The organism is Desulforhopalus glucosivorans, assembly GCF_054397165.1.
Map to the genome: position 1 here is coordinate 396214 of NZ_AP044854.1, position 14081 is coordinate 410294.

A 14081-nucleotide genomic window follows, 5' to 3' on the forward strand; every position below is an offset into this window, starting at 1 on the left:
TGAGCCGTAAAGACTAAAACAATATGAAAGCCCCTGATTTTGTCAGGGGCTGTTGGTCAGTTGTATACAACGATCACATAAGGAATAAAAAAGAGGTGAACTGCCATGGGAAATGATCTGGTTGTAAATAATCCACTCCGGGCGCTTGGTCTGGATGAGAAGGCGGAAGGACAAGGGTCTATGGGACTCGTTATGGCGAGAGCAGGTCTTGGAAAGACTGCTATTCTCGTTCAATTCGCTTTGGACTGTATGCTGCTCGGAAATAAGGTGTTGCACGTCTCCATTGGAGAGGGTGTAGACAAGACCCGCACTTGGTATGATGATATTCTCGCTTTACTCACCGACGGTGAAAAAATCGAGTCAATCCCCGAGATTATGCAAAATCGTATGATTATGACCTTCAAGGAGAGCGATTTTTCTAAGGCTCTATTTGAAGAACGACTCAATGATCTAGTAATGCAGGGTATCTACCAACCTGAATGTCTCATTGTTGACGGATATGATTTTGATAATAACAGTAAAGAATCTCTGGAAGAATTCAAGACTGTTATGGCAGAGCAGGGTCTGAAGATGCTCTGGTTCTCAGCTGTAAGTCACCGCGACGATGAGCGTGTTTCATCAGCTGGTGTGCCTGCTCCTTGTCATGAGGTTGATAGTCTGTTTGATACAGTGCTGTTGATAAATCCAGAGGGTAATGAGATGAATCTTGACATCATTAAATGTGATACTGGATCAATCGATCCAGGAACAACCCTGATGCTCGATCCCTCAACAATGTTATTAAAAAAAGCATAGTTGCAAGGTTATATAAGGGTCTTGTCTGTCAATACCCGACCCTGGTAGGCGAGAAATCAGCCAGGATGAGTGTTGTAGTGGCAGCTTCAGGTTTTATGGAGCAAGACTTAAAACACACTACGAGAAGTACAAAGGCGGGATGCTTTCAGGCATCCCGCCTTTTTTTATGCATGAGGATAAATAGTTATGAAACTTAGACCCTGTATCGATTTACATGGCGGGCTTGTAAAACAGATAGTTGGCTCAACCTTGAGTGACGAGACGCCATCTTCTGTGACCACTAATTTTGTTGCCACCAATCCGCCATCATGGTTTGCAGCACTCTATAAAAAAGATAACCTTACAGGTGGGCATATAATCAAACTTGGCCCCGGCAATGACGAGGCCGCAATGGAAGCCCTTGCAACGTGGCCAAAAGGGATGCAGATTGGTGGAGGAGTGACTGCAGACAATGGTCAATTTTGGCTGGAGCAGGGTGCCTCTCATATTATCGTTACCTCATATGTGTTTAAAGATGGTAACATTAATATGGAGCGACTAAAGCGTCTTGTTGATGCCGTTGGTAAAAATAATATAGTCCTTGATCTCAGTTGTAGAAAAAAAGATGGTGACTACTATATCGTCACAGACAGGTGGCAAAAGTTTACCTCGGTGAAAGTAGAAAAGTCTGTTTTAGATGATCTTTCCGCTTACTGTGATGAGTTTTTGATCCATGCAGCTGACGTTGAAGGAAAGTGCAGCGGCATAGAGCAGGATCTTGTGAGCTTACTCGGGACGATGGTTACGATACCTACAACGTATGCAGGGGGAGTTCGCAATCTTAAAGACCTGCAGCTTATTAAAGAACTGGGTTGTGATCGTCTTGATGTGACTGTGGGGAGCGCTCTCGATATATTTGGAGGTGTCGATATGACCTACAAAGAGGCAATAGACTACTGCTGCCAAGATGGCTGATTTCTATTTTTAAAGCTGGAATTTTTTACCGCCCTCATTTCTTGACCTTGTCTATTTGATTCGATACAATACTTTATCACAGGACTGTATGACTGATTCCTAACACATTGGATTTATAAAATATAAATATGAGTATAGATCAAGATAAGCAACGAAGGGATATTGAGAAATTTATCAGGAAGATGCCGAGTCTTTCCACAACTGTTGGCAAGGTTATGGAGATATGTAGCCGCACTGATGCCTCTCCAAATGAACTCAATAAGGTTATCTCACTCGATCCGGTTTTAACAGGTCAGGTTTTAAAGCTCATTAACTCCGCCTATTATTCCCTTATGAACAAGGTAACGTCTCTTACGCGGGCGATTACCATGTTGGGGATGAATACTGTTAAAAACATGGCGCTGAGTACTGCAATTATCCGGAGTGTGGCTGGGGCGAAAAAATCTAAAGCACTGCCAACACAAAAATTCTGGGCCCATTCAATTGGTGCGGGGGTGAGTGCTAAGTTACTCGGTGAAGTGAAAGGTTTGCCGGTCATGGAGCGGGAAGAATTATTTCTGGCCGGCCTATTGCATGATCTCGGTAAGGTTCCATTTGGGGACGAATACATTGAAGTTCTTAATATTGCACGTTTTGAGCAGCTCCCCCTCCGTGAGGTTGAACTTGATGTTTTAGGTATAGATCATCAGGAAGTAGGCATGATGATAGCTGAAAAGTGGAAGCTTAATAATGTGATCACGACCTGCATTTGCAAACATCATGATATTGACAATATAGCCAAACAGCCAGAGGGATTACGATTGCAACTGGCACTTGTCGCCCTTGGAAATGTGTACGCTAATATCCTTGATCATGGCTACTCAGGTAATCCTTTTCCAGCTGAAGAGGATGTGTATAAGCTTCTTGATATCGCTGAGATCAGCATTGAGGATTTTTGTGGTATTGGCGAAAGGGTTGTTGAGGAGATAGACAAAGCTAAGGTCTTTTTGCAAATATAAGGTTGGTGAGCATATGAAGGTTCGTTTCTGGGGAGTGCGCGGTTCTATTCCAAGTCCAGGACAGATGACTCAAAAATATGGCGGTAATACTGCCTGTACTGAGATCAGGGTAGGTGACGATGATAGGCTACTCATTGTGGACGCTGGTTCCGGGATACGTAACCTTGGGAATTACATAATGGGCTATGACCTTCCTAAGGGCCCCATTAAAGCAGATATCTTTCTCTCCCATACCCATTGGGATCATATTATGGGCTATCCATTTTTTACACCTATTTATATTCCGGGTTCTAAGCTCAAAGTTTTCGGTCCTGTGTCCTTTGAAGATGATCCCCTTGAAGAAGTAGTTGGCGGTCAGATGAAGTATCGCTATTTTCCTATAAATCTTGGAGAGCTTGCTTCTGATATCGAATATGTTCGTTTAAAGGAAGATCCAAGTATTGATCTGGGCGATGGCCTGCATTTATCAACGAAACTCTTAAACCATCCAATTACTGCGTTAGGGTATAGGTTCGAGTATGACTCGAAGGTAGTGTGTACCTGCTACGACACTGAACCCTTCCGTAATTTGTTCATAACAGATCCAGATAATCCGGATTATGATGAAGCTATGGCCTATGAGGGTGAAGAGGTTGCCAGAGAGCAGAACCAAGCCATAGAGGACTTTTTTCAGGGAGCTGACCTTCTTATCTACGATGCCCAGTACACCATGGAGGAATATAATAAAGATCGTGTTAACTGGGGGCATACAGCCATGGAATATGCGGTGGAGGCAGCTAACAGGGCAGGTGTGAAAAAACTAGCACTCTTTCACCATGATCCTGACAGGTCCGATGACCAGCTGGATCAACTTGCAAAAACCTACTGCGAGCCTGGGCGCTATGGGGACACTGAGATCTTTTTTGCTCAAGAAGGTGTTGAGATCGTTCTTTAAGGCTATGTTTAACAGGGGAATATGCAGCATAAATCTGTAAGAAGGTGTGATAGGTTACAGGTTGTGTCGGATGTGCAGGAGATGTGGGGTGTGTTGAAGAGAGCAGGAGATAGAACCTTCCAGCGATTATGATACTAGTACGTTTGGTAGCCTCGTAATTGATCAACTAACTCAATACTTGCCGTATGGTAAGTGTTTGGAAGTTCTGGCCATGGTAGTGATAGTTCAGCTGCAAATGGAGTGTTTGCAACGTTTCTGTTGTATGCTTCTACGGCGAGACGCTCTAGATTGACTGTATCTTCAATATTATAGGCAAGTAGTGTTTCCAGGGCCCGTTCGTCACCAGTGCGTTTATACATCTGCCAGAGTAGTACCGCAAAATATCCATCCACACCATCAAGGTTACCACGATCCAACCCCAGTTGTCTCTCACACCCTTTGAGTCCTCCCTTAAATCCGAGTTTGGCGAGAATATAGCGCAGGTCAATCTGAGCGTGGTTCAGGCGAGTTTTGAAGTACCGCTCAATAAAGGGAACATCAAAACTTTTTCCATTGTAGCTGACTATCACCTTATATTTACATATATCATCCACGAATTCGCCCAGGTTTTGACCGTTTACGTAGGTGAAAATAGTCTTGCCGTCGTAGAGAGCAATGGTGGTGATTTCAGCAAAATCATCGAGGCCAGTGGTTTCAATATCGAGATAGGCGATTGAGTCTCTAAACTGAGAGAAGATGCGCCAAGACTCATTTGCTGCGAGGCGGGAGGTGAAAAAAGTGGGGTCGTTATTTTGAAGAGCCAGTTGTGAGGCCTCGATTATTGCAGGAGCCTCATTGTTACTATTTGCAGAGATTCTGACAGGAGCGGGTATCTGCCACTCCGGCCAGCTTGATATTCCGGCGGACCAGAGATTTTTTTCAATTTTTGGTCCAATGCCGGGAATATGTGAGAAGGTGTGTCGGAGCATTAGTGCCTTACTCTTGAAAATCTGTCTAAAAATACGAAATAGGAAGTGCTTTGGAAGCTAATATGTAATCATACTCCCAAGGCACGTATCCCGGCTTATTGTTTGCTTACAGGGGCGTTGTATTATGCTACGCTACTGGTCTTCTGTTTTGTGGTCGCTTACCCTGGGGAGCTCCACCTTTTCGTTTTGGTCGGTTCTGCTGTGGGGCCTGGTCACTACCGCCTACGGAACCTTCAACCCTCTGAAGGCGCATTTGTCGACTACCAACTCGTGCCTTTTTCAGTAAGTTAAGGGTTTTTGCAGGCATTCCAAATGGTAGATCCACAGTACTGTAGTCATCATAGATTGAAATTCTACCGATGAACTTGCTGTTGATATCAGCTTCATTTGCAATTGCGCCTACGATATTACCCGGTTTTACACCATGGGTGTTGCCCGCTTCTATTCGAAAACGCTCTAAGCCTTCTTCGGGTGGTAGCTGTACATTGTGACTTTGTGGTGCTCGTCTGGCCTGTTGCTTTCCCTTTCTTCCAGGGGCTGGCCTTTCACGTTCAGCCTGATAACGAGGACGCTTTTCTTCTTTGAGCAGCAGCGGTTTAGTACCTTGTACAAGAAGAGCAAGAGCCGCAGTGACCTGTGTGATATCCGCATCAGTCTCTTCTAAATATTCGCCGATAAGCTTTTCATAAAAAGATGTGTCACTCTCGATAGTGGCAGTGATCCGATCTTTGAAGCCCTGGATGCGTTTGATGTTAATGTCTGCCACAGTGGGCAGTTCCATCATGGTAATTTTTTGTTTGGTTGCCCGCTCAATGGATCTGAGCATGGATCGCTCCCGAGGGTTCACAAAGAGGATCGCATGGCCGGTTCGACCTGCACGACCTGTTCTACCGATACGGTGAACATAGGCTTCGGTATCAAAGGGGATATCGAAGTTAATTACATGACTGATTCGCTCAACATCAAGTCCCCGGGCTGCAACGTCTGTTGCAACGAGGATATCAATATTCTTAGCTTTTAGCTGTTCAATGGTTCTCAGTCGTTGGCTCTGCTGGATGTCACCATTGAGTGCTGTGGCCTTATAGCCAAGGGCTCCGATTTTTTCAGCAAGCTCTACGGTCTGTAGTTTTGTTCGGACAAAGATAAGCACACCATCAAAATCCTCAGATTCAAGCACCTTTGCAAGAGCGTCTACCTTATTTACAAAGCCGCCAGGGGTAATAAGACAGCGTTGCTGCACGGTATTTGCAGTCATCGACTTTGACTTAATAGTTATTTCCACAGGAGAGTTGAGATACTTGTGTGCAATCTTACGGATGTTTGCAGGCATGGTGGCTGAAAAGAGAGCCGTCTGCTTACGGTTGGGCAGTTTTTCAAGTATCCATTCAACGTCGTCCAGGAATCCCATTCGTAACATTTCGTCAGCCTCATCAAGAACCAGGCTGTGGATAGTGTCCATTTTGAGGCTACCCCGACGAATGTGATCCATTACTCTGCCAGGTGTGCCTACAACAATCTGGGTACCTTTTTGCAGCTGGCGGAGCTGTACACTGTAGTCCTGACCACCAAATATTGGGAGAACATTAACTTTTTTGAGGTGTTTACTATAATCAGAAAATGAGTCAGCTACCTGAATTGCAAGTTCTCGGGTTGGGGCGAGAATCAGAACCTGAGGAGATTTGGACCCGGTATCAAGGGCTGCCAACATGGGTAGAGCAAAGGCAGCGGTTTTTCCAGTTCCGGTTTGGGCCTGGCCAACAACATCCCGTCCCTCAAGGACGTGGGGAATCATTTCTTTTTGAATGGGAGTTGGTTCGGTGTATCCGAGTCGGCTAACAGCCTGGGTGAGGTGGTTTGGTAGACCAAGATCTGAAAAAGACGCAGGTGTAGTTTCGTGTTCAGTAGACATAGAAATCCTATAGTAATCTTTGGGTTGATTCCACAGATGAACTTGTTACGTAAAGCTTGTCCAGGAATGTAAAATCGGCGTTTCAACAACTCATTGGTTGAAATGTGAACCGATGTATACAGTGTCTGTCCAGTTTCGCGTAACTTCCCCAAAATTCCATGTTCTGGTCTGACACTATCGCATTGAAGCGCTTACATACCAACAAGGGGCAGAATATGCAATGATTAAATTGTTAATTTTATCCCCAAGAACAATATGATGTGGCGACTGTCTAATTATCTCAGTCTCTTGTGACCTTTTTCCGCATGTTTTTCAGTTTGCCGCGTTTTGTTTTGGCGTCAGTTCTTTTTGATTTTGCGTTACGACTTGGTCTGGAGGGTTTTCTGGTCTTTTGGGTACGGCTGGCACTTCGAATAAGGGAAGCGAGGCGTGCAAGGGCTTCATCTTTATTCTTCTGTTGACTTCTGAATTTTTGGGCCTTGATAACAATGGTACCGGTATCAGTAATTCGAGAGTCACTCAGGGCGAGTAAACGCTCTTTATAAAATTCAGGTAAGGATGAACTAGTAATGTCAAAGCGGAGGTGAATGGCTGACGAGACCTTGTTCACGTTCTGTCCGCCTGCTCCTTGGGCACGGATCGGTACGAGAACGATCTCATGTTCAGGTATTGATACGGTATTTGTAATAAATAAATTTTCCATGATGGTTTTTCTGGTATCTTAGATCTTCAATCAATTGAACAATTAATGCTGTCCTGCTAAGATAGACGGGGAGAATGAATTTGTCGAGTACTCTCTCCGAGTGTGTGTGGAAAGCGAATAGTACCACAGGTTTTTATTACATTTAAGAATGAATATATAAGATCCCAAAGGATTAAGGAAAATATGCGTTGTCCCAAATGTAAGCATCAGCAAAGTAACTCAGTGGAATGTGAAGTCTGTGGAGTGATATTTGAGAGATATATCAAATTCCAGAAGAAAAAGAAGGAACAGGAAGCAGCAGCAACTGAGAAAATGAAGAGTGATAAAGGTGGCGCTTCGGTATCAAAAATCATACAGCTTGTGCTACTTGTTGTTGCTGTCGCTGGGGGTACTTACTATTTTACCGGCTATAAACCTCAGCAAAAACAGCAGATTACTCAGTCAGAACAAATTGTGGTTCAAGATCCTGAAAATACAATTGCAAAAGCTAGCAGGCCGCAGAAAAGGTCAGTTGGCGTGCAACCAGCAGTAATAAAATCCAAATATAACACAATTGAGAAGGCACGTAATGCCACTGTCTCAATCGAAACCCCCTGGGGGACTGGGTCAGGTTTTTTTATTAGTAAAGACTATATTGTGACCAATAAACATGTGGTTGAAATTGATAAAGGTAAAATTGACGAGTTCAGGAATCAGGTCGTTAAATTCCGCAAGCTGATAAAGCTAGAAAAACAAAAGATCGCTGGATATCGGCGTGATATGCTGTCTATGCCTCTGGGCCCTCAACGCAGCCAACTCAAAATTATTATCAAAGATCTTGAAACCCAACTGGCTGAATTCATGCCAAAGTATGAAGAGATGGAGGAGCGACTGTCTAAGATGGAGGAGCGGGTTACTGCATCAAGCATTAAAATAATCTTAGCTGATGGAGCTGAGCATTATGCCAACTATCTTCTGGTGAGCCCCGACCATGATCTTGCCCTTATGTCGCTTTATACACAGCAGTCAGATTATTTAAAAAAAGCACCGGGGGGAAATAGTCTCCATCAGGGCGATAAAGTTTTTGCAATAGGTAGTCCTGTGGGGCTCCGCCATACGGTAACCTCAGGAATATTCTCCAGTTATAGGCAGGTTGGAGAGGATGGTCCAGTCTACCTTCAAACTGATGCTGCAATTAACCCGGGTAACAGTGGAGGCCCACTGGTTGATGAAAACGGCTATGTTTGGGGTGTTAACACAATGATTCTCCTCAACACGGAAGGAATTGGTTTTGCCATACCCATGACCACAGTGTACGAAGAGTTCAGTTCCTCCATTTACTGATGCATTAATTATAACTCCGATAAACGGGATACGTGCCTTGTTGGCAACAATCAACGTCACGATTTTAAATATTGTTCCTGAGTTTCTTGGAGTCTACGTTACCTGTTTTTTTGCTGAAGTTCAGGAGTAGGGCACTCATCATAAGGTTGAGGTGTCATTTGGATGGATGCAGATCTCTGACATTGTAATTGTAAAATATCGGTGATATGTGCAACGCTTGACATTGATTCTTGCTTCAACTATGTTCACCTATTAATACTTGCAGGGGTGGCCATGGGCCTGAGATGATACCCGTTGAACCTGAACTGGCTCGAATCAGCGTAGGGAATTGCAGGAAATAACTTTCTTCTGATAGTTTTCTCCCCACTCATCTTCAATCCATTACCAGTCTCTGTTTTTCTGTAATTCTATTGTCAGAAAGGGGACTGTTTCATGACGAATCTAGTCGAACAAACTACTGAAAACATAATCAAAATACGCTCAAGCAAACCTCTTGTACATAATATCACTAATTTTGTCGTGATGAACTTTACAGCCAATGTTCTTCTGGCGACAGGGGCGTCACCTGTGATGGCTCACGCCATTAATGAAGTGGAAGAGATGGTTGGTTTTGCAGGGGCTCTGGTTCTTAATATTGGGACTTTAACTGATACCTGGGTTGATTCCATGGTGGTTGCGGGACAAAAAGCTGCTTCCACTGGAACTCCAGTTGTCCTTGACCCTGTTGGAGCAGGAGCCACGGCACTGCGCACTGATGCGGCAAAAAGGATTCTCCATGAGGCAAGAGTCAGTATTCTTCGGGGGAATAGCTCTGAGATACTTGCCCTTGCTGGAAGTGAAAGTGAGACCCGCGGCGTTGATGCCGGTAACTCTGTTGATGAGGCTACAGGGGCTGCCAAACTGCTGGCAAAAGAGCTCGGAACTACCCTTGCCATAACCGGCCCCGTTGATTGCATTACCGATGGTGATCGTGTTGTTGAAGTTGCTAATGGCCATGAGTTGATGCCCTATGTTACGGGGACAGGATGTTCTGCAACAGCCATGATTGGAGCCTTTGCTGCAGTAGAAACTGATATGGTCGCAGCAGCGGCAGGTGCTCTTGCATTTTTTGGTTTAGCTGGCGAAAAGGCCGCTGCAAAGGCGGGAGGTCCTGGTACGTTTATGATCGAACTCCTTGACGCTTTGTATAATTTGTCACCGGACGAGTTCAAAGCAGGTGCCAGGATTACTCAGCAATAGATGATGTCCCCAGACTATTCATTATATCTTGTAACTGATAGAACTCTTTCGCTAGGACGCACCAATACCGCTATTGTGGAACAGGCTGTTGCCGGTGGTGTTACCTGTGTGCAGCTTCGGGAAAAAGACTGTTCAACAAGAGAGTTTGTTCAACAAGGACTTGCCCTGCGAGAGCTTCTTACACCCCTTGGTATTCCTCTTATTATTAATGACCGTTTGGATGTGGCGCTTGCGGTTGGGGCACAGGGCGTCCATCTTGGTCAGGATGATATGCATATAGTGGATGCCCGTTGTATCTTAGGGGCAGATGCTATTATTGGTATTTCTGTGGAGAGTCCTACTGACGCTAAAGATGCAGCTGTTGCAGGGGCTGATTACTTAGGTATAAGTCCTGTTTTTAGTACTCCAACGAAAACTGATACGGCCCCTCCTCTAGGGCTTGAGGGCGTTCGTTTGATACGGCAGGAAGTCGATCTTCCTCTTGTTGCAATAGGTGGCATTAACGAGGGTAACTGCGCCGCTGTTATTGATGCCGGAGCTGATGGGCTCGCAGTGGTTTCGGCACTGGTGAGTTCTGCTTCTCCCAAAGATGCTGCCATTCGCCTGCGGCTTGCTGCAGGCTTACCAGATAAAAGGATATGATTATGGAAAAGGAAATGAACAAAACATATAACCGTGTCCTGACCATCGCTGGGTCAGATAGCGGTGGTGGTGCTGGTATTCAGGCTGACCTTAAGGCCATCGCGGCCAATGGTTGTTATGGGATGTCTGTTATTACAGCCCTCACTGCCCAGAACACTCAGGGTGTTTTTGGTATTCATCCCGTCCCCGTAACCTTTGTTCGGGATCAGCTACAGGCAGTGCTCTCAGATATTGGTAGTGATGCCATTAAAATAGGGATGCTGTTTTCTTCTGAACTCATCGAGATGATCGCAGCAGAACTTAAAAGTCTTGCCACAGGGAATATTGTTCTTGATCCTGTTATGGTTGCAACAAGTGGCGATAAATTATTAAAAGATGAGGCGGTTACTTCTCTTAAAGAGAGTCTTATTCCAATGGCAAATCTTATTACCCCTAATCTTCCCGAAGCATCTGTGCTTTTGGGACGGGAGATTACCACAAATAAAGAGTTAGGTGATGCTGCCGCAGAACTTAGTGAACTGGGCTGCCCCAATGTCCTTATTAAGGGTGGACACCTCGAAGAGGGTGATTGTGATGATCTACTTTATATGGCCGGCAGTAAAGAGGTGCGAACCTATCCCGTAAAACGGATTGAAACCCAAAATAGTCATGGTACAGGCTGTACGCTTTCTTCTGCAATTGCCGCAGGGCTTGCAAAGGGTTTACCCATTGAGGCCGCGGTTGCTGCTGGAAAAGAATATATCACAGGAGCCATAGAGTCGGGTGCAAAGTACAAGATTGGAGAAGGGCACGGGCCTGTGGATCACTTCTATACGTTCTTTTAATGGTTTGTATTTCAGAAGAATCCCAAGAGTATGGTGTGTCATGTCGAAATATTAATGTTTCCTATGACACGACTCCTCTTTTTCAGAATTTTTCCCTGAATTTTCCTCCTGGTAAATGCACCTGTCTGCTTGGGGCAAGCGGTTGTGGTAAGTCTACGCTTATTCGTATTATATCGGGGACTAAGGCCATAGCGCATACGGGTGAAGTACGGTTTCATGGCAATAGTGGTAGCGGGCAAGCAGTCGCCTGGATGAGTCAAAAAGACCTGCTTCTTCCCTGGCTTACAGTAATCGATAATATCTTACTGGGGGCAAATCTCCGTGGTCAGGTTGATGAAATTCTCCGGTCAAATGCACTACAGATGTTACGAGATGCAGGGATGGAAAAATATGGTGATAAGTATCCGGCTGTTCTCTCCGGTGGAATGCGTCAGCGTGTAGCACTTCTGAGAACACTCATGGAAGAGAGGCAAGTCATTCTGATGGATGAACCGTTCTCAGCCCTTGATGCCCTGACCCGTCTTAAATTACAAGATCTTTCTGCGACACTTACCCGTGGTAAAACGGTCATTATGGTCACCCATGATCCCATGGAGGCACTGCGGCTCGGTGACAGGATTATTGTCCTTGGTGGCAGTCCGGCTACGATCGTAGCAGACATGACTCCCGAGGGCCCTGTACCAAGAAAGACTGATAGTGGAATCCTCACTGAGGAATATCCCCGATTGCTCAAAACCCTAATGAATGGGGCAACTACATGAGGGTTTTGAGAGGCCTTGTTCTATTTTTTTCTCTTCTCATCTTATGGGAGGTTCTTGTCCGTCTGACCGGGGTGCCGCATTATATCCTGCCAGGCCCCGTCAAGGTGTACCATGCACTGTGTGAGCAATGGTCCGTTCTTCTTGGCCATATGCTTGTTACCACAACTGAGATACTACTTGGGCTTATTATAGGAACACTGCTCGGCTGTATCTCTGCACTTATTATGATTTTATCACCTGTATTGAAAAGGTGGCTATTGCCGGTTCTGGTCATGAGTCAGGCGATACCGGTTTTTGCCCTGGCCCCAATACTTGTCCTCTGGCTTGGTTATGGTATGGCGTCAAAGGTCGCCATGGCTGTTCTTATAATTTTCTTCCCGGTCACTTCTTCCTTTTATCATGGCATGCAGCGAACTGAAGAAGATCTGTTGGAGCTTTCCCGGATCATGGGTGCGGGATATCTCTCTATTTTACGATTTATTGTAATTCCAAATGCAATGCCCTCTTTTGCAGGTGGTCTTCGAGTAGCTGCTGCGGTGGCCCCCATTGGAGCGATAGTAGGGGAGTGGGTTGGCTCGAGTAAGGGGCTCGGTTTTTATATGCTTCACGCCAATGCGAGAATGCAGGTGGACAGAATGTTTGCCGCACTTTTTCTCCTCGCAGTCGCCTCTGTGGCGTTGTATTTTATTGTCGATTATCTACTGCTAAAAATTATTTATTGGGAGAAACCCAAGGAGCTGTATCATGAATAAATTCTTAAAGAAATGTTGTTGTGCGTTCATTCTCTGCCTGCTTTGCTCTTCAAGTGGTATTGCTGCAACCAAAATGACCGTATTGCTGGATTGGTTTGTTAATCCAGATCACGCACCACTGTTCGTTGCCCTTGAAAAAGGATACTTCACCGAGCGCGGACTTGATGTCGAGTTTATTGCTCCTGCCAATCCAAATGATCCTCCCAAACTAGTGGCTGCCGGAAAGGCTGACATCGCTGTTTCTTATCAGCCGCAGCACCATATGCAGGTGGATCAGGGACTTCCACTTGTGCGCATTGCTACCCTTGTTGCAACACCTCTTAATTCTCTGGTTGTGCTTGAGGATAGCGATATAAAGACAATTGCTGATCTTAAGGGTAAGACAGTGGGCTACTCTGTGGGAGGCTTTGAGACGGTGCTTCTTAAGGTGATGCTCGAAAAGGAAGGTCTAACCCTTGAAGATGTAAAACTTGTTAATGTCAACTTTTCGCTTTCTCCATCACTGTTTACGGGAAATGCGGATGCGGTGATAGGGGCTTTTCGAAATTTTGAACTGAATCAGATGGATATCGAAAAACGTCCCGGCCGGCCATTTTTTGTTGAAGAACTTGGGGTCCCTGCCTATGACGAGCTGATTCTTGTGGCCCATAAGGATAGAGTGGCAGATGAGAACCTGCGGAAATTTGTTGATGCTGTAGAAGCTGGAGTACAGTTTCTGGTAAATCACCCTGATGAAAGCTGGAAACTTTTTGTCAGTAAGGATCGAAAAGACCTTGATGATGAACTGAATCGTCGTGCCTGGAGAGACACCCTGCCGCGCTTTGCTCTCCGCCCAGGTGCCCTTGATCAGAACAGATATCTGAAATTTGCTGAGTTTTTACAGGAGCAAAAGGTTGTGGAGAAGATCGGAAAACTGAGTGATTTTGCAGTGGAGCTGCAATGAGCTCAAATTGAGCTGAAATTGACCTTAGATGAAAGAGTAAGCGGGGAACCTGCTGGTTCCCCTCCTATAATCTGTAACTATGATGTATAACAATGCATCTGGAGTCTTTACTGCGTAATGGGGGATGGAGGCTGTTTTTGAGAAGACTTCTTGAAAACATATTATCCATATCATACAATTGAGTATGGATAGCGTGTTACGTACTTCCTGCCACAACTCTTGAGGCAACTGTGATCTGAGTAATAGCTCCAGTGAGTCTATCTCCTTTGTAGGAAATGGGAGATAATTTTTGCAAGAGTTACCAAGCCTATTTTGGGTGCTAATTTCTTGAAGGTG

General features: G+C 45.1%; 14 protein-coding genes. 11 read left to right on the forward strand and 3 right to left on the reverse strand.

The annotated features are described in order from the left end of the window. Nucleotides 1-105: 105 nt before the first annotated feature. The 4 genes from ACX6CI_RS01715 to ACX6CI_RS01730 all read left to right on the forward strand — a co-directional run bounded on the left by ACX6CI_RS01715 (nt 106) and on the right by ACX6CI_RS01730 (nt 3681). A complete protein-coding gene (locus ACX6CI_RS01715) occupies nt 106-795 on the forward strand; it encodes a P-loop NTPase family protein (protein WP_458776455.1) in 690 nt (229 codons plus the stop codon). Nucleotides 796-981: 186 nt separating this feature from the next. Continuing rightward, entirely contained in the window at nt 982-1749 is a 768-nt protein-coding gene (hisA, locus tag ACX6CI_RS01720) for a phosphoribosylformimino-5-aminoimidazole carboxamide ribotide isomerase (protein ID WP_458776456.1), read from the forward strand. Nucleotides 1750-1877: 128 nt separating this feature from the next. Further along, the gene (locus ACX6CI_RS01725; protein ID WP_458776457.1) at nt 1878-2747 is read left to right on the forward strand and encodes an HDOD domain-containing protein; all 870 of its coding nucleotides are present in this window, start codon (nt 1878-1880) and stop codon (nt 2745-2747) included. 13 nt (nt 2748-2760) lie between these two features. Next, nucleotides 2761-3681, forward strand: coding sequence for an MBL fold metallo-hydrolase (locus ACX6CI_RS01730; RefSeq protein ID WP_458776458.1), 921 nt, complete (start codon nt 2761-2763; stop codon nt 3679-3681). 134 nt (nt 3682-3815) lie between these two features. Here ACX6CI_RS01730 and ACX6CI_RS01735 read toward each other — a convergent pair whose 3' ends face one another. The 3 genes from ACX6CI_RS01735 to arfB form a co-directional block, all read right to left on the reverse strand. Beyond that, entirely contained in the window at nt 3816-4649 is an 834-nt protein-coding gene (locus ACX6CI_RS01735; protein ID WP_458776459.1) for a ribonuclease H-like domain-containing protein, read from the reverse strand. 127 nt (nt 4650-4776) lie between these two features. Then, the gene (locus ACX6CI_RS01740; protein ID WP_458776460.1) at nt 4777-6558 is read right to left on the reverse strand and encodes a DEAD/DEAH box helicase; all 1782 of its coding nucleotides are present in this window, start codon (nt 6556-6558) and stop codon (nt 4777-4779) included. 280 nt (nt 6559-6838) lie between these two features. Then, nucleotides 6839-7261 (reverse strand): alternative ribosome rescue aminoacyl-tRNA hydrolase ArfB, encoded by a 423-nt coding sequence (arfB, locus tag ACX6CI_RS01745; protein ID WP_458776461.1) that lies wholly within the window; start codon nt 7259-7261, stop codon nt 6839-6841. 183 nt (nt 7262-7444) lie between these two features. Between arfB and ACX6CI_RS01750 the strand changes: the two genes are divergently transcribed. From ACX6CI_RS01750 to ACX6CI_RS01780, 7 genes are all read left to right on the forward strand, one after another. Further along, entirely contained in the window at nt 7445-8584 is a 1140-nt protein-coding gene (locus tag ACX6CI_RS01750) for a S1C family serine protease (RefSeq protein ID WP_458776462.1), read from the forward strand. A gap of 432 nt (nt 8585-9016) precedes the next feature. Then, a complete protein-coding gene (thiM, locus tag ACX6CI_RS01755; protein ID WP_458776463.1) occupies nt 9017-9823 on the forward strand; it encodes a hydroxyethylthiazole kinase in 807 nt (268 codons plus the stop codon). Then, on the forward strand, nt 9824-10465 hold the full coding sequence (gene thiE, locus ACX6CI_RS01760; RefSeq protein ID WP_458776464.1) for a thiamine phosphate synthase: 642 nt from the start codon (nt 9824-9826) through the stop codon (nt 10463-10465). It abuts the gene before it with no gap. Nucleotides 10466-10467: 2 nt separating this feature from the next. Beyond that, nucleotides 10468-11289, forward strand: a complete 822-nt coding sequence (gene thiD, locus ACX6CI_RS01765) for a bifunctional hydroxymethylpyrimidine kinase/phosphomethylpyrimidine kinase (RefSeq protein ID WP_458776465.1) — start codon at nt 10468-10470, stop codon at nt 11287-11289. A 35-nt stretch (nt 11290-11324) separates the two neighbouring features. Beyond that, entirely contained in the window at nt 11325-12050 is a 726-nt protein-coding gene (locus tag ACX6CI_RS01770; RefSeq protein WP_458776466.1) for an ABC transporter ATP-binding protein, read from the forward strand. Continuing rightward, nucleotides 12047-12802: an ABC transporter permease gene (locus ACX6CI_RS01775; protein WP_458776467.1), complete on the forward strand. Its 756-nt coding sequence runs from the start codon at nt 12047-12049 to the stop codon at nt 12800-12802. The genes ACX6CI_RS01770 and ACX6CI_RS01775 overlap by 4 nt, the downstream gene beginning before the upstream one ends. Beyond that, nucleotides 12795-13745 (forward strand): ABC transporter substrate-binding protein, encoded by a 951-nt coding sequence (locus ACX6CI_RS01780; RefSeq protein WP_458776468.1) that lies wholly within the window; start codon nt 12795-12797, stop codon nt 13743-13745. Before ACX6CI_RS01775 ends, ACX6CI_RS01780 begins: the two co-directional genes overlap by 8 nt. Nucleotides 13746-14081: the final 336 nt, after the last annotated feature.

Bases quoted from the DNA above. Each gene is read 5' to 3' on its own strand.
- ACX6CI_RS01715 (WP_458776455.1), top strand. From the start codon at position 106: ATGGGAAATGATCTGGTTGTAAATAATCCACTCCGGGCGCTTGGTCTG.
- hisA (WP_458776456.1), top strand. From the start codon at position 982: ATGAAACTTAGACCCTGTATCGATTTACATGGCGGGCTTGTAAAACAG.
- ACX6CI_RS01725 (WP_458776457.1), top strand. From the start codon at position 1,878: ATGAGTATAGATCAAGATAAGCAACGAAGGGATATTGAGAAATTTATC.
- ACX6CI_RS01730 (WP_458776458.1), top strand. From the start codon at position 2,761: ATGAAGGTTCGTTTCTGGGGAGTGCGCGGTTCTATTCCAAGTCCAGGA.
- ACX6CI_RS01735 (WP_458776459.1), bottom strand. From the start codon at position 4,649: ATGCTCCGACACACCTTCTCACATATTCCCGGCATTGGACCAAAAATT.
- ACX6CI_RS01740 (WP_458776460.1), bottom strand. From the start codon at position 6,558: ATGTCTACTGAACACGAAACTACACCTGCGTCTTTTTCAGATCTTGGT.
- arfB (WP_458776461.1), bottom strand. From the start codon at position 7,261: ATGGAAAATTTATTTATTACAAATACCGTATCAATACCTGAACATGAG.
- ACX6CI_RS01750 (WP_458776462.1), top strand. From the start codon at position 7,445: ATGCGTTGTCCCAAATGTAAGCATCAGCAAAGTAACTCAGTGGAATGT.
- thiM (WP_458776463.1), top strand. From the start codon at position 9,017: ATGACGAATCTAGTCGAACAAACTACTGAAAACATAATCAAAATACGC.
- thiE (WP_458776464.1), top strand. From the start codon at position 9,824: ATGATGTCCCCAGACTATTCATTATATCTTGTAACTGATAGAACTCTT.
- thiD (WP_458776465.1), top strand. From the start codon at position 10,468: ATGGAAAAGGAAATGAACAAAACATATAACCGTGTCCTGACCATCGCT.
- ACX6CI_RS01775 (WP_458776467.1), top strand. From the start codon at position 12,047: ATGAGGGTTTTGAGAGGCCTTGTTCTATTTTTTTCTCTTCTCATCTTA.
- ACX6CI_RS01780 (WP_458776468.1), top strand. From the start codon at position 12,795: ATGAATAAATTCTTAAAGAAATGTTGTTGTGCGTTCATTCTCTGCCTG.